The sequence below is a fragment of the Mycoplasmopsis fermentans PG18 genome (genome assembly GCF_000209735.1).
Lineage (GTDB): Bacteria > Bacillota_I > Bacilli_A > Mycoplasmatales > Metamycoplasmataceae > Mycoplasmopsis > Mycoplasmopsis fermentans.
On sequence record NC_021002.1, the window covers coordinates 529852 to 546104 of the forward strand.

General features: G+C 23.8%; 16 protein-coding genes and 1 tRNA gene. 5 read left to right on the plus strand and 12 right to left on the minus strand.

Annotation, left to right across the window (positions count from 1 at the left end; genetic code table 4):
- Position 1: 1 nt before the first annotated feature.
- The 4 genes from MBIO_RS02420 to MBIO_RS02435 form a co-directional block, all read right to left on the minus strand.
- Complete coding sequence (locus MBIO_RS02420; protein ID WP_408634334.1) at positions 2-511, minus strand: diadenylate cyclase; 510 nt, start codon at positions 509-511, stop codon at positions 2-4.
- Positions 512-592: 81 nt separating this feature from the next.
- A complete protein-coding gene (locus tag MBIO_RS02425) occupies positions 593-895 on the minus strand; it encodes a hypothetical protein (protein ID WP_013526910.1) in 303 nt (100 codons plus the stop codon).
- Positions 896-1169: 274 nt separating this feature from the next.
- Positions 1170-1721 carry a hypothetical protein gene (locus MBIO_RS05070; RefSeq protein WP_258408927.1) on the minus strand — a complete coding sequence of 184 codons (552 nt, stop codon included), beginning with the start codon at positions 1719-1721 and terminating at the stop codon, positions 1170-1172.
- A 902-nt stretch (positions 1722-2623) separates the two neighbouring features.
- Complete coding sequence (locus MBIO_RS02435) at positions 2624-3820, minus strand: ATP-binding protein (RefSeq protein ID WP_013526912.1); 1197 nt, start codon at positions 3818-3820, stop codon at positions 2624-2626.
- Between the two features lie 297 nt (positions 3821-4117).
- Here MBIO_RS02435 and MBIO_RS04675 point away from each other — a divergent pair, with 297 nt between their 5' ends.
- Genes MBIO_RS04675 through MBIO_RS02445 form a run of 4 tightly spaced genes read left to right on the plus strand, consistent with a single transcriptional unit; the run spans position 4118 to position 7766 of the window.
- Positions 4118-5287 carry an ABC transporter transmembrane domain-containing protein gene (locus MBIO_RS04675; protein WP_015510978.1) on the plus strand — a complete coding sequence of 390 codons (1170 nt, stop codon included), beginning with the start codon at positions 4118-4120 and terminating at the stop codon, positions 5285-5287.
- A gap of 12 nt (positions 5288-5299) precedes the next feature.
- On the plus strand, positions 5300-5935 hold the full coding sequence (locus tag MBIO_RS04680) for an ATP-binding cassette domain-containing protein (RefSeq protein WP_129622038.1): 636 nt from the start codon (positions 5300-5302) through the stop codon (positions 5933-5935).
- Positions 5935-6498: an ABC transporter transmembrane domain-containing protein gene (locus MBIO_RS05075; protein WP_258408928.1), complete on the plus strand. Its 564-nt coding sequence runs from the start codon at positions 5935-5937 to the stop codon at positions 6496-6498. Before MBIO_RS04680 ends, MBIO_RS05075 begins: the two co-directional genes overlap by 1 nt.
- A 5-nt stretch (positions 6499-6503) precedes the next feature.
- Positions 6504-7766 carry an ABC transporter ATP-binding protein gene (locus tag MBIO_RS02445; RefSeq protein ID WP_258408929.1) on the plus strand — a complete coding sequence of 421 codons (1263 nt, stop codon included), beginning with the start codon at positions 6504-6506 and terminating at the stop codon, positions 7764-7766.
- 36 nt (positions 7767-7802) lie between these two features.
- Here the strand turns inward: MBIO_RS02445 and MBIO_RS02450 are convergent, their stop codons facing one another.
- From MBIO_RS02450 to MBIO_RS02480, 7 genes are all read right to left on the minus strand, one after another.
- Complete coding sequence (locus MBIO_RS02450; RefSeq protein ID WP_013526918.1) at positions 7803-9053, minus strand: ATP-binding protein; 1251 nt, start codon at positions 9051-9053, stop codon at positions 7803-7805.
- Positions 9054-9228: 175 nt separating this feature from the next.
- Positions 9229-9313 (minus strand) — tRNA-Leu (locus MBIO_RS02455).
- Between the two features lie 62 nt (positions 9314-9375).
- On the minus strand, positions 9376-10176 hold the full coding sequence (locus MBIO_RS02460) for a Cof-type HAD-IIB family hydrolase (RefSeq protein ID WP_013526919.1): 801 nt from the start codon (positions 10174-10176) through the stop codon (positions 9376-9378).
- A gap of 174 nt (positions 10177-10350) precedes the next feature.
- Entirely contained in the window at positions 10351-11025 is a 675-nt protein-coding gene (locus tag MBIO_RS02465) for a hypothetical protein (RefSeq protein ID WP_013526920.1), read from the minus strand.
- 42 nt (positions 11026-11067) lie between these two features.
- The gene (locus MBIO_RS02470) at positions 11068-12225 is read right to left on the minus strand and encodes a hypothetical protein (RefSeq protein ID WP_013526921.1); all 1158 of its coding nucleotides are present in this window, start codon (positions 12223-12225) and stop codon (positions 11068-11070) included.
- 179 nt (positions 12226-12404) lie between these two features.
- The gene (locus MBIO_RS02475) at positions 12405-12749 is read right to left on the minus strand and encodes a hypothetical protein (RefSeq protein ID WP_013526922.1); all 345 of its coding nucleotides are present in this window, start codon (positions 12747-12749) and stop codon (positions 12405-12407) included.
- Between the two features lie 372 nt (positions 12750-13121).
- The gene (locus tag MBIO_RS02480; protein WP_013526923.1) at positions 13122-13757 is read right to left on the minus strand and encodes a GIY-YIG nuclease family protein; all 636 of its coding nucleotides are present in this window, start codon (positions 13755-13757) and stop codon (positions 13122-13124) included.
- Positions 13758-14021: 264 nt separating this feature from the next.
- Between MBIO_RS02480 and MBIO_RS02485 the strand changes: the two genes are divergently transcribed.
- A complete protein-coding gene (locus MBIO_RS02485) occupies positions 14022-15278 on the plus strand; it encodes a restriction endonuclease subunit S (protein WP_158305109.1) in 1257 nt (418 codons plus the stop codon).
- Here the strand turns inward: MBIO_RS02485 and MBIO_RS02490 are convergent.
- Positions 15240-16235, minus strand: coding sequence for a restriction endonuclease subunit S (locus MBIO_RS02490; protein ID WP_063870548.1), 996 nt, complete (start codon positions 16233-16235; stop codon positions 15240-15242). The genes MBIO_RS02485 and MBIO_RS02490 overlap by 39 nt on opposite strands.
- Between the last annotated feature and the right edge of the window lie 18 nt (positions 16236-16253).

Here is a 16253-nt window from a genome sequence, read left to right on the forward strand (position 1 = left end):
TTTAATCCTTTAAGTATTTAACTAGTTGTTCTTGGAATTGTTCAAGACGAATGTTGTAGAAAGTACCATTTTTAACAAATTTAACATCCCCTGTTTCTTCACTAACAATTATTGTGGTAGCATCACAAAGTTCACTAATTCCCATAGCAGCTCTATGACGAGCACCATATTGATTATCAATTGATTTTCTGGTGATTTTATAAAAAGTAGAAGCATAATAAATTTTATTATCTCTTATAATTACAGCTCCATCATGCAATGGACTATATTTATTGAATATTGAAATAAGTAAGCTACTACTGATATTAGCATTTAAAATTACCCCATCAGTTCTCAAATTGTCAATATTATCATTGTTTTCAATTGTAATTAAAGCTCCAATTTTATTTTTTGATAAATATTCAACAGCTTCACGTAGTTGGTTAATTAATCTAATTTGACTACTTTGACCTAATTTTTGGAAATGACTTCTAGCCATTTTGTTTTTAATTGCATTAACTATAAGTGGCATTATTGAAATTAAAATTAAAGTAACTAATAATGCAACAATTACATAAAAACCGATTTTAGATTCTAAACACATATTTTGCTCCTAAGCATAAACTCTTGAAATTAAAACAGCTAGTAGTGTGCAAAGTAAAATAATTAAAACTGATAAGCTAGCTCCTAAAACTTTAAGAATAATTTTTTGCTTTCTAACTCTAGGATCTTCTTTCTCATGTTTATTTACTAAACACATAAATTCTTGGCATTCACCAGTAATAGGTTTTTCATCTTCAATCAAAGCTGGATTAGCTAATTCAGCTTGATTTTCATTATAAAGTTTTAATAGTAATTCTCTTCTTTTTTGAATTCTTTCAGCACATGTTGCTAGATCTCTATCAATAATTGCCATATACACCTCTTTCAATTGATATTAAATTTAATACTAATAATTAATATTTTATATTATATTCCATTAAAGTGAAATATATTAGTTAGGAAGTAACTAATTTTATTCAACAGCTTCAATAATTAATTTAACTTTTGGTCATATTTTTAATTTAGTGGCATATTTTTATAACAAATTATAATTAGGTTTATTATTTTTATATTTTTTGATAATTTTGTTATTTTAAAAGTGAGACACTAAATTTTAGAGATCTCACTTTTAAAATAATAGAGAACAGCTATTTTTCATTAACAATATTTAATTTTTTTAATTTCAAATTTCTTTTATTTGTTATTTTCTTAGTAAATAATTTAAAATGTTTTTTAGCTTTGACAAAAATTGTTTTTAGATAAAAGAATTTAAAATATGTTTTTTCGCTATCAAATAATTTTTTGTTAATTTCGTCTATCTGTTTTTTGATATTCTTTATATATAATTGATTTTCTTCTGAATTTTCTTTTATAACGATAGAAATTGTGTAAATAAAATTATTTTTAAAATTCGATAATTTTTCAATTAAATATGAATTTGCATCAAAATGATTTTTTTCATAAAAAGGATCGATTTTTAATTTTTCTTTTTTTCTTTCATTTAAATACAAATCTTTTTTAAAAAATATTCTTACAAATGAAACTGTAAGATAAACAAAAGTTATTCAAAATAAAATTACTCATTTATTAAATGTTTTAAGAACTGGAATTTCATTATTTAAAAAAAGTGCTAAAATAATAGGCAATAAGAACAAAGCAAAATTTCAAAAACTATCTAAATAATAAAATGTCAATTTCAATTTTGTTTTTTCAATATTATTTATTTTTGTTCAAAACCAAATTTTTTTATTATATTTCGCGCCTAATATCTCATGTAAATCAATATTTGATTCATCATTTTTTTCACAATAAGCATCAAAAAAACTAAAAAATTCTATATCTTCACAACTATTCCTAATAAAATCTATAATTTTAAATTTGTTTTGTAATTTAATATTAAAATGTTCATTTTTCCATTGAAAAATAATAAATAAATTGTTTTTATTTTCTACCAAAATTTTTTTTACTATACTAATATCCAAAATAATTCTCGGAAATTCTTTAAATATAAAAAAATTCTTTTTTTGGAAACTTGTATATGCACTCTTTAATGTTTTTCATATTTTTCAATTGCAATTATTTTTATTGTCTGCAATTTTTATTGTTAATTCGTTGTTTTCTAAATTATTTTTTGATTCTAAATATAATTGATTGTCTTGTTTTAAAAAACTAAATTTTATTATTCAAAAAACTAAATTTAATATAAGTAAAACACTTAATATAAGTATAGCAATTGTTCTTAAAAAAATGTCATTCAAATAAATAAATACATTTCAAATGAGAACGGAAAAGATGAGCAAATTAGAAACTAATAGTAAAAATATATAAATTTTGAAGAAAAGATTGTAATTAATGTGAATTTTTGAATCTTTTTTAAGTGTAAAGATGATAGTTAGAATATATCTTGTAATAATAATTATTAACGATAATATTAACGATAATATTAAAGAAATTAAAATATATTTAGTATTAATCTCGCTTAAATTTTTCATAGTCTAATTATAAACTAATTGAATAAGTCGCCTTTACTTTTTATATAATTTGCACAAAATATCTATAAAAAAGGCTAATTGATAAATTATAAGTTGTAACTTATTATGGTTTAGTTGCCATTTTTTCTTGAGCAGTTTCTTTCAATTAAGTTTTTATTTTTAAGTTGATTAATAATTTTTTTAATATAGCCTTCACTTAAAGATAAAGCACTGCTTAATTGGTTTATTGTTATATTTGATTCTTTTTCTATAGTTTTAATTACTTTAATTTGATTATCATTTAAATCCTTTTTATTTTCATTTTTATTTATTCTTTTAAACTCTTTACGATTAAAAGGAATTTTTACTCAAATTGTATTTTCATCAATTTCAAATGCTTCTTCGTCATATTTTTTGACAATTAAAGGCACTCCATATCCAGTTTGTTCAACTAGATCTAATTGCATAAAAATTTTTTGTAATTTTTCATTTACTGGTCTACTTACGCCTTTGAAAAATTCCTCTTTAGTCATATTTCTAGAAATTCCACCATTTGATTCTATTTGAATATAGTCTTTGAATATATTAACTTGAGGTGGATATTTTTCATCTCAATGATTATGAATGCATGCATTTAGTCATGCTTCTCTAAAACACTCAAAATCGAATAATTTTTGTTTACTCCTGGTTGCAGTTGACAAATCTACATAAGTATCATTAATAGAACCTACATAATTTAAAATGCTCTCAATTGCATAAAATAAACATTTATTTCCATATTCGTTTCTTTTCAACAAAACACTTTTATCATTATCTTTAAAAGTATTAACTTTAATTGAAATATCATTATTATTTGATAATAAATAAGACATTAAATTGTATTTATTATTTTTAGTCTTTAAATCAAAATTTTTTTCGAAAGTATCTTTATTTACTGTTAAATTTTTAATATTAGCATATAGCAAAAAACTATTAAATGTCAAATCTTGATCTTTGTTTTCAATTTCACAAATATTTATTTTAAAAACTGATTTTTGCACAAAATCTACTAATTTATCTCTATTAAGTTTTTTATCTTCTTCTCCAATACGAATATAATATTTATCATAAGCTGAATAAGGTTTTTGTTCTCCTTCAGCTTCAACTTTAATTACATTTTGGTTATCAATAAATTCAATCGAAATTCTAGGCATTATTTCTGGCTTAACATTGTTTGAAATAGCTTGAGAAATATCTCTCATGGATTTATTACAAATATCTAAGTCAACAATTGTATGATCATCTTTTAGACTAAAATAAATTGTTCCCGTTCCTCTTTTATTGAGCATTGCGGTTAAAGAAATAATCGATTCTTTTTAATTCACAAGTTGATTTTTTGTATTCAACTTCTTCACTCTCTCATGGCATTTTATTCATGTTTATCTCCTTATAATTTAATTAAAAGCTATTTTTTATTTATCACTTTATTTGCTACTTTATTTATCACTCTTTTAAAAATTTGAAATAAAAATTTAAAAACTAAACTTAAAATTGATTCTTTATTACAAAAATAATTAAATATAATATTTAAAAAAATTTATAATAAAAGATATCATTAATTTAACTAAAGATAGAAGGGAGTCAAGATGCTTAAAATATTTAAATATATGCCAGCTAGAATTAAGTTTTTTGCTTTTCTAAGTGCCTTTTTTGCTATCTTACAACCTTTTTTATCAATGCTTAATCCTACTATTACAAAACAATTAATTACTTTGATAGCTAAAGTTCAAAATGGTACTAGTATGAATGAAGTAAGTTTACTATTTTGAAATATAACAACTAGTGGTACTAGTCAAAGCATGATCTATTTAATAATTATGGCCATAGGTTTTGCATTTTTGTTAATGATTGTTGCTTTTCTTAGTGCATTCTTTGCTGCTAGAACTTGTATTTATGGAACTTATTATTTAAGAAAAAATTTGTTTGAGCATCTTTTAACTCTTTCAAGAAGCAATTTAGAGAAATATTCAGTTGGTAGCTTAATTACTCGTTTTAGTAATGACTTAAACAAAATTAAAGATGTGATATTTGTAGTTGTTAGAGGGCTAGTTGTTTCACCTTTCTTTGTAGTTTGAGGACTTGTTTTTACAACCACAACTAATGTTTATTTATCAATAGCTATTTACATTATTATTCCTTTTTTAGTAGGAGCAGCAGTTTTTGCAATTTTTAAATTATTTCCTTACTATCGTAAAGAAAACTGAATTTTAGATCAACTTAATGAATTATCAAAAGAAGATATTAATGCTATTGCTTTAATTAAATCATATAACCTTGAAGAACCTCGTTATGAAAAATACTTTAATAAAAATCAGGAATGATTTACTATTTATCGTAAAAATGTTGTTTTTGGTTCATTTGCTTGACCAATAATTAATGGATTTGTGCTTTTTGGCAATGTAGCTATTTTTGCCCTAGTAGCCTATTTAATAGGCTCTAAAGGCGATGACAATGTTGCAAAATTAATTGGTGATGTATCACAATTTACAGCGAATTTAAGCATGATTTCAATGGGCGTTTTTAACACACTTTTTACAATTAATAGACTATTTAGATCAAGTGTTTCAGCTAAAAGATATATTGAATTAATGAATTCAAAAAGTGAAATTCCTTTTGTAGTTAGTGATAAAAAAGTAACTAGTGGGGCTATTGAATTTAAGAATGTTAATTTTGCCTATCCTATCTATAAAAAAGGCAAATTGGTCGATACTAAAGAAGCTTTAAAGAATATAAATTTAAAAATTGAAGCAGGCTAAAAAATTGGAATTATAGGTAAAACTGGAAGTGGCAAAAGTACACTTGTTAAACTTTTAACTCATGAATATTTACTAGATAAAAAAGATGGCGAAATCATTATTGACTCACACAATATTAATGAAATAGATACCAATAACTTTTATGAAAAAGTTACTCAAGTTTATCAAAAACCAATGATTATTTCTGGCTCAATTAAAGAAAATATTACTTTTTCAAATCATGAATTAAGTGAACAAGAAATTGAAAAAGCTATTAATATTTCATGTGCCAACTTTATTAAAGAATTAGATGACAAATATGAAGCTAGAGTTGATCAACGTGGTAAAAACTTTAGTGGTGGTCAACGTCAAAGAGTTGCTATTGCTCAAGCTTTAATTAAAAAACCTCAAATTTTAATTTTAGATGATTCAACTAGTGCTCTAGATAATGAAACTGATTTAAGAGTACGTCAAAACATTAAAGAAAACTTAAAAGATAGCACTCTAATAGTAATTAGTCAAAGAATCAATTCAATTAAAGATTCAAATCAAATCTTTGTTCTTGATAAAGGACAAATTGTTGCTAGCGGTAAACACAGTCAACTATTAAACACAAGTTCTATATATAAAGATATATGACAATCTCAAGAACAAAAAGTAGGTGAATAATGCCTCGATTTAGTAATTTAAGATTTAGACAAAAAGGTGAAAAGAAAATTAGCTTTAAAATTTTCTTCAAATTTTTAAGCAATTTTCAAATTTCAAAAAGTGTTTGAATTTTTACAGTGCTTTTTGGTCTTTTAGTAGCTAGCTTAACTAATATTGCTTCTTGATTAATGGGTTTTATTACTGATAAATTTTTAGATCCTAAAACTTTCAATTTAGCTAATTTTAAAATGAAAGACTATATTGTCTTTGTTGTAATGTTAGCTTTAGTTTATGTCTTTATAAAAATTTTTGAAATTTCGCAAAGAGTTATTGTTTCTAAGCTTAGTGCTCGCCTTGGTCGGAATTTAAGGCTGCAATGCTATCAAAAAATTCAACAAATGGAAATGAGTTTCTATGAAGAAGAACAAACTGGTGACTTAATGTCAGCATTAACTAATGATATTCAAAATATAACTGAAGCAATCTGAGACATTTTAATTTCAGTTATATCAATAATATTTGAATTTAGCTTTATTACAATTATGATGTTTATTTATGTTCCACTTTTAGCAGCTATTATTTAGCAATTGTGCCAATTAATGCTTCAGTAATTTTCTTAATTATTAGAAGTAACCAAAAATTCTACATCCAACAACAAGAAAGACTCGGTGAATTTAATGGTTATTTAGAAGAAATAATGGATGCTTTTCCTTTAGTTAACTTGCACCAACAAAAAGAAAATGTCGCTAAAGAATTTGACAAATATTCTCGTGCATTAATTAAACCTGATGCTAGTGCTACTACTAGAATGAATATTGTTTTCCCTTGATTCCATTTTAGTAAAACTATTAATTTAATTATTGTAATTGCTGCTAGTGCTGCCTTTGTTTACTACAAAGTTCCAACAGGTGGCATTAAACCTTTGAGTGCTGGTGTGGTTATGTCATTTACTCTTTATTTATTTAGAATCAGCGACAATATTTCGTTATTGCTTGAAGTAATTAATGGTATTCAGCATGGGCTTGGATCAATAGTTAGAATTAATAAAATATTAGCTTTAGTGCCTCAATTTGATGAAGTTAAATTAAACGAATTAGACTATAAAACAGGCAAAATCGAATTTAAGAACGTTTCTTTTGCTTATGCTTCTAAACCAGATAAGTTAGTCTTAAAAAACATTAGTTTCACTATTGAAAAAGGTAAAAGCTTAGCTTTAGTTGGCCACACTGGTTGTGGTAAAACAACTATAGCTAAACTACTTTCAAAATTCTATGTACCAACTAGTGGCGACATCTTAATTGATGGCCAAAGTATTCTTAAAACAAAAAGTAAAAGTTGAAGAAACTATATTGATACTATTTTACAAGAAACTTATATTTTTAATGATACAGTCAAAAATAATTTAACTGTTGTTAATCCAAATATAAGCGATAAAGACTTTAATGACATAGTTGAAAAAACTTCAGTAGCCGAATTCATTAATTTAATGCCTGAAAAATTTGATACAGTTTTAAAATCAAATGGTGCTAATTTAAGTGAAGGGCAAAAACAATTAATTGCTATTAGCCGTTCATTAATTGCTTCTAAACCAATTTCAATTTTAGATGAAGCTACTTCTAATATTGACACAATAACAGAATTAAAAGTGCAACATGCAATGAAATACTTAATGAAAGATCGAAGTATGTTAATTATTGCTCACCGTTTAAGTACTATTAAAAATGTTGATGAAATTCTAGTTATTAATGAAGGTGAAATAATTGAACGTGGTAATCATGACCAATTAATGAAACAAAATGGACACTACAAAAAAATCTATTCTCTTGGTTTAAATGATACAAAAATTGATTAGTAAAAATAGTCAGCTGCAATACTTTTGCAGCTGATTTTAATTTTTATTTAGAATATCTAAATCAAGTAAAAATTGTTTGATTCCATAAATTTTATAACCATTAGTATCAGTATCAAAAATAGGGTCATCTTTAGTAATAATAATTTTTTTAAAATTATCATTGATGTTTTTAAAAGGTCTTTTTTCTTGAATTTCTTTATTTTGATCATACATATTTAAACAAGATTGAATATAAACTTTTTGATTACCTTTTTGAGCAATAAAATCTACTTCTAATTGAACTTTCTGATTAGCATTAGGTCTTATTTCTACTATTCCAACATTAACATTGTAACCTCTTAAAAGCAATTCATTATAAATGATATTTTCCATTAAATGATTTTCTTCATTTTGTGCAAAATTGATTTTAGCATTTCTTAAACCTATATCTTCAAAATAATATTTGTATGAAGCATTAATATACTTTTTACCTTTAATATCATATTTTTTGACTTCATTAATTATGAAAGCATTTTTTAAATTTTCAATATATTTTCTAATTGTTGCATCAGAAATGTTTGTTTTCTTAATTGATTTAAAAGTTAATGATAATTTATAAGGATTAGTGTATGAACCTATATTAGAAGCTAAAATATTGATTATGTCATCTAAGTTATCAATATCTTCTATTTTATTTTTTTCAACTATATCTATTAAATAAGTTCTTTTGAACTCATTTACCAAATAATTAGTTTTAATGTTGGCTTCTTTCATGTTTTGAATTAATGGCAAACCTCCATAAATTAAATATGATTTTCATAACTCATCAAGGTTTTTAAATTCTTTGTGTGAGGCTATTTCATAGAAAGATAAGGGAAAAACATGAAGCGAAATCGATCTACCTCTAAATTCTGTAACTACATCATTAATTAAGAATTTAGAATTGGAGCCAGTGACAAAAACATTAAGTTGTTGATTATTATTAAGTTGATTTAAAACAGGCACAAAATCTTTTAAAAGTTGCACTTCATCAATTAAAAGAAAATACTTTTTTCGATCTTTAATTTTACTTTTTATAAATTCCAAAAAATTATTAGGATCACAATAAGAATGATTTTCTTGATTTTCTAAATTAATTTCAATAATATGATTTTGATCAACTTTTAACTCATTTATTAAATATTCCTTGAATAAATTAAATAACAAAAAAGACTTTCCACTTCTTCTTAAGCCTGAAATTATTTTAATAAGAGGTATATCAATCATCTCTTTAAGTTTTTCTAAATATATATCCCGTTTAATTACCATAATTGCCTTTCATAATGAAACTTTGACACTTTTGTAAAAGTTTCTTCCTACATATATTTTACATTATTATGTAACAAAAAAGAAGATTATAAAATTAATTTTTTACACTTTTGTAAAAGTTTCATTATGAAAAAAATAAAAATCAAAACTAGGCTATTAACCCAGTCTCAATATATGGTGCCCGAGACAGGACTTGAACCTGCAAGCCGTTAAGCACTAGATCCTTAGTCTAGCGTGTTTGCCAATTTCACCACTCGGGCATAATAAGTAAATTTATTTTACCAAAAGATTAACTTTTTAGTTAAATAAATTTTTACTTTTTTTATATTTCTTTTAAATCTTTAAATAGCTTGGCTATTCCACTATTTTCAAAAGAAGGCCCTATATAATGTGCTACTTCTTTTACCTCATCCATTGCATTTTCCATAGCAATGAATGTTCCTATCTCAGGTAAAGCATTTAAATCATTTCCGCTATCACCAATGTGAGCAGCGTTTTTAGGATCTATTTTTAATAAGTCACAAACAAATGCTGCACCTTTACCTTTGGTTGCATTTTTATGTGTGATTTCAATTGAGTAACCTTTTGAAACTATATGAAATGCAAGTGAAGGATATTTTTTAGCTAAAAAGTTCTTAAAATTTTTAGTAGCTATTTCATCCTTACCAAAAGTTAAAATTTTAGTTACATTAGTTTTTTGACCTAAATCACTATATTTCAATTTTTCTAATTTAGCAGTTCAAGGGCGCATGTAGGCACTTGATTCATAGTTACAATAGATTTTATTTTCGCCATTAAAAATAAAAAACATTTCTTCTTCTTTTAAAAGCTTAACTATTTCATCAACTTGATTTTGTTCCATCTCATATCTAGCCAAAACTTTATTTTTCTTATCAACTATTAAAGCTCCATTTTGACAAATGGCATAAGGGCACTTTAACAATTTAACTAAGGATAAAACAAATTCGCTATTACTTCTACCTGTTGAAATAATAACTGGTTTAGTTTTATTTAATTTAACAACAGCTTTAACATTAGCACTTGAAAGAGTTTCTTCACCTTCTGGTAAGTCTAATAATGTTCCATCTAAATCTATAAAATAAGCTTGAATTTCTTTTTTCATAATTTTAATTATATATAAAGATTTTATATATGAAACAAAAAAAATATATCTATAATTTCCAAGCTTTCAGTCATTGACTAATAATGCTGTTTTATAGATATATTGGTAAAATATGTTCATTTAAAAATTAATTTTTTGCTTAATTAAACTATTTTAATTTTCTTTATTTTTAGTTTAATCTTCACCATCATAATCACTATTTTTATTTTCGACTTCTGTTATAGCAGCAGCATAGCAATAGAATCAATCTGCATTTCTATTAAATATTTTTGAAAAATCATTCATTTTTTCTAAATATATATTTTGAACGTCTTTTCAAAGATCGCACTCTTTACATTCTTCTACTCTTTTCATTAAAGAATTTGTATTAGGAACATTATATCAAAATCATCTTTCTTTTTTGGCATCTGATTTTTTAAAATGTGCGAGTTGAATTCAATATTCTGGTCCAAATTCAAAAACAATATTTAAATTAATTATAAAAGGAGTATCTTTATAATCATCAATTGTTAGATTTTCAGCTGTTAATGAAAGAGAATGATCTTTTGATATTTCGCAGCCAAGCTGAGTTAGTGATTCATCAAAATTCTTTTTTACAAATTCTCTTATCTTTTTACAGTCATATAAACTGTTGCCTTCAAAAAAAGCATAAACAATAAGGTTATAATCTATTATAATTACGCCTTTATCATTTTGAACTATTAATTCTTCGCTTCCACTGCCAAATAGTTCTTTTTGAACTCTAATATATTTTTGTTTGTTGATTCTTTTGATCAAATCTTTAATCAAAGTTGAACCAAATGATTCAATGTTTTTAATTAAAGATTTATTTTTTACAAAACTGTACAAATTTACCTCCTATACTTATTAATATTATCTAATTAAATTTTATTAAATTTCTTTTTCTTTTTTTATAACTTTATTAACTTGACAAATTGTTAAGAATTTTAAATAAGACAATAATGCAATAGTTAAACCTAAAACATAATAAGATTCAACCTTAAATGAATTAACTAAATCGCTAGTTTTAGAATCACTTATTTCTTTAGTTTTATTTAGATAAGGTAATACTTTTGTTATAGAAGTATAAATATCACTAAATAACTCAAATTTGGGATTATTGAAAATAAAACATGGAACAAATTGTTCATTTCAATACTCGTGACAATAATCTTTAATGTTGATACATTTATTTAAAGCATCTTCTTTACTATACGCTAATGATATAAAGTTTGATAAAGTACAATAAAGTGCTTTATAAAGATAAATATAAAATTCTAAAAGCTTTATAGTTTCACTGTCATTACTTGAATAAAAAGGTTGAAGATCTTTAACAAAAATTTTATTAATTTTTAAATCTTGAAATTTAGCTAAAAATTCATTATATTTTTCTTTTGCCAACTTTTGGAAACTATTATTTGAAACAGTTTCAAAATTGTAATTTTCAGTATCTTGATAATCAACATATTTATTTTTGAATACTAAAATATCCACTTTATTTAATTTGTCATTTAATGCTTTAGCAATTGAGTCTTGTAAAGACTGAATAAATTTATAAAATGAATGCTTAATTAAATAATCAATTGCTTCACTATCTTCATTGTTGTCTTTACTATTCTTATTCTTTTCATATTTGTTAGCATTATTAAATCAGATTTTAAATGCTTCTAAATTAGTAGCATTATTTAAACCTTTAGCGAAAAATAGATAATAATCTACATGTCAAATTCAAAATGAAAATTGATTATCTTCTAATCACATTAGGTTTCTAAATCATTCTTCTTTGCCTAATTCTTTTTCAGCTTCTTTTTCACTTTCATATTTAAGTCTAAAAGCATAATATTTATTATCATAACGAGGCAAGAAATAAATTCTTATTTTCTCATTAGTATTAGTAACTTTCTCTTTGATATATTTTTTTAATAATTCATAATAATATTCATCAAAAGCAGTCCAATCATCTAAACGAATTTTCTTTTCTTGATCTTGACTATAATCATATAAATATTCATTAAATTGCATTTGTGTAATTGTTATATCTAATTTCATAATCTCCTTTATTAGCTATTTAATTATATAAAAGGAGTATTCAATAATGTATATTATTGGAAATTGTGCAATAAAAACATATCCTAGATATTCTAAAATATGCTAAAAATATTATTTTGTATTTTTAAGTGCATCTTTTTTAAGACTATTGATTGTTAAGTATGAGAAGTATTCTTGATCTAAACTTCATATTCAAAAGCAGAATTATTAATACTATTTTGATTTAAATAATCTAATAAAATTAAGTTAATGCTTGCTACTAGTAATAAGTAACCATAGACTATTTCAAATTTTGCATTCTTAGAAGAAGTTATTACTTGATATTTTCTAATTAAGCTCTTATAACCTTGGCCATCAACAATGTAATAAGGGAGAAAATCGATATTAACATTTTTGAACATTTTGTAATTCAAAATATCTCAAATATTTTTATTTTTTAATTCTTTAGTGAGTTTATTGTCATTGTCATATAAATTGGTAATTATTTTTTCTTTAAAAATAAAATTAGTAAATTCATTATTCAAAGAAGTTGTTTCTCCATTTATAACAAATAATTTTAATTCTTCTTTTTGGCTTTTTAGTCTATAAACAGCAATCTTGTTTACATTAGGAAATTTAGTTGTTAAATAGTCTCTAACTTTTAGTATTTGTCTTCTTTATAGACTTTTCCGTCATTTTTACCTATATTTTCATTTATCTCTTTTATGGTTATATTTATGTAAAATATTATTTCCGAAAGTGAGGGTGGTAAGTTTTAAAAATAAGATAATGTTTTTTAGGCATTATCTTATTTTGTTCTACAATATTATTAGGTATTAATGTAAAGTCAATTCCTTTCTGTTGAGATAAAAAGAGACTTTACACAAAATTCTAAACAATTTCTTTGAATTATTTTATTAAGATTGGCATTCTTCAATTATTGGCAATTCAGTAAGCCTTTTACCATTAAATTGGAAATATTTAGGTCCTTGATAAGCTCCACTACTATTAACTTTACCTTTTCTAGTATAAATTTCTCTTGTTAATCCAGACAATGATCAACTTTGATTTTCAAAATATACAGTTTTATTTGATTCAACAATTGCTTTTATGTTTGAATTTTCTATGAATGAAACAACATCTCCATCTTTTAAACCTCTACTATAAAAGTCAAATGGTTCACCTCTTTTTGTTTTTTCTTTAGTATGTACTTCGACATTATCACCCATTAATTCTAATTTAGCTTCATTTCCTAATAATTCCTTAATATCAAGTAAAATGTCATAAGCTTTTTCAGGTGGTATATTAAAAAATTCTCTATTTTTGTTTATTCTTAATTTTGAAATTCGATCAATACTTTTGTGAATCATTTTTTCAACTTCATTATATTTTTCAGTTTGTAAAGTGGCATAGATTTCATAAGGAAGTGGAACAGCTGTATTATATAATTCACGACCTCTAACTTCAGGCATTCTACTGCTTTTACCAATTTTAACCCAATCATCTCTAAAACTTGGGTTAGTTAAAACATAAACATATCCTTTTTCTGGCATTTTATCTCCTTTGTAACATTATCAATAATTTTACAACTTAAGGTGGGGTTTAAAAAGTATTTACTTCATCCAAAGAATTATAAAACTATTATATATATCTTTAAATATGAATAATCTAGTATTTGTAACTAGAAGTAAGAAGTATTTGTAAATTTAGCTTTTCATTTCAATATCAAGTTTTGTTAAAACGATAGCGCTTTAGGCTAATACCATAATCATTATTATGAGAAGATAGGCAAAAATATTAAAGATATTACTGAAGAATTGCCTTTTGAAATACCAGAGAATTGAGCTTGAGTTAGACATAACAACATTTTTGAAATAATTGGTGGTTCTCAACCTCCTAAGAGCAAATTTATAGAACATGAAAAACAAGGATATATTAGACTTTATCAAATACGTGATTATGGTGAAAATCCAAATCCAGTTTACATACCCTCAAAATTTGCTTTTAAACAATCAGAAAAAAATGATATTTTGTTGGCCAGATATGGAGCATCAATTGGTAAGGTATTTTTTGCAGAAAATGGCGCTTATAATGTAGCTTTAGCAAAAGTTAAAAAAATGTTTATTAATGATTGAATAAACAAAGAGTTTATGTTTATTTTTTATAAATCAAGTATTTATCAAACATTAGTTAAAAATAATTCAAGAAGTGCGCAAGCCGGATTTAATAAAGACGATTTAAAAAATCTTTTTATGCCAATTCCTTCTTTAAATGAATCGTCAAGAATTGTAAGTAAATGAAACGATTTAAATAAATTAATTAATGAATATGAAAATAAAGAAAATCAACTATTTAAACTTGATTCCAAAATTAAAGATAAATTGCAAAAATCTATTTTGCAATATGCAATTCAGGGTAAATTAGTTAAACAAGATCCCAATGACGAACCAGCTTCTAAATTATTAGAAGCTATACAAATTGAAAAAAATGAGCTAATTAAAGAAGGAAAAATAAAGAAAGATAAACAAGAATCTTTCATTTTTCAAGGTGAAGATAAAAATTATTATGAGAAGATTGGTTCGAAAGTAATAAATATTACAAATGAAATACCTTTCGAAATACCAAAAAAATGGGCTTGGGTTAGACAAAAAAACATTTTAAAATTGACAAAAAATGAAGCTTCTAAAAATGGAAATTACCCTTATCTAGAAGCAAAGGTACTAAGAAAAATTATTAAACCGAAAATTATTAATAATGGGGTTTTAATAAATAAAGGAGATATTGTTATTTTGGTTGATGGTGAGAATTCAGGTGAAACATTTGTTCTAGACCAAACTGGTTATATGGGTAGTACATTTAAACTATTAAAAATAAATAACAAAATAGATCAGGAATATGTTTTAATGTTATTAAAATTTTATAAAGAATTATTCAAGAAAAATAAAAAAGGAGCTGCAATACCACATTTAAATATAGACATTTTCAATAATTTACTTTTGGCTATTCCAAACATAAAAGAACAAAAAGAAATCATTTTAAAACTTAAAAAGATCGATAATTTTATTAGTTATTAATAAAATATTATTTTGATTTTTGATAGGGGGTATAGGAATTAACATTTTTTGCAATTTTTCCTTATTTAATGTTTTTCCTTTGATAGCATTAATTTTTTCACAATTATTGATCAATAATCCTAAAAATATTAATAGAAACATTTTTGTTATATTATTATCTTTGTAAAAATTTATTGAAACAATTGCTTCATTATGAACTGAATCTTGATTAATTATTGATGTTTTACCTATTGTTAATTTAAAACTCAATAATAAAGTTCCTTTTTTGGACATTTGATTATTAAATATTTCTTTTTTTGCTTGGAGAGATATTTTTTTCTTAGAATCTTCAATAATTTGTTTATCTTTCATATCTGCAATTGTGAATCAATTTATTACACCATTTTTTCAATAATTAATATTATTTGTTTCTGGTGATTTACCTAATACCAAATTTGCGATATTTTTAAAACGAGTTCAAGCTCAATTTATTGGTATTTCGAAAGGTATTTCATTTGTAATATTTATTACTTTCGAACCAATCTTCTCATAATAATTTTTATCTTCACCTTGAAAAATGAAAGATTCATGTTTATCTTTCTTTATTTTTCCTTCTTTAATTAGTTTGTTTTTTTCAATTTGTATAGCTTCTAATAATTTTGATGCTGGTTCATCATTAGGATCTTGTTTAACTAATTTTCCTTGAATTGCATATTGTAAGATAGATTTTTGTAATTTGTCTTTAATTTCAGAATCTAGTTTGAATAATTGATTTTCTTTTTCTAAATATTTCTTCATAAATTTATCTAATGATATTAATTTGTTAATGATTTTTTCTTGTTCATTTATTGGCGGAATAGCAATTAAAATATTTAGCAATTTTTCATCATTAATTGATTTTTGAGTTACTCCACTGCAAAAAGAATCTTTTAAAATTTGATAATAAGGAGACTCTATAAACAGTTTTAAATATTTTATTTATATAAATAGATAAAA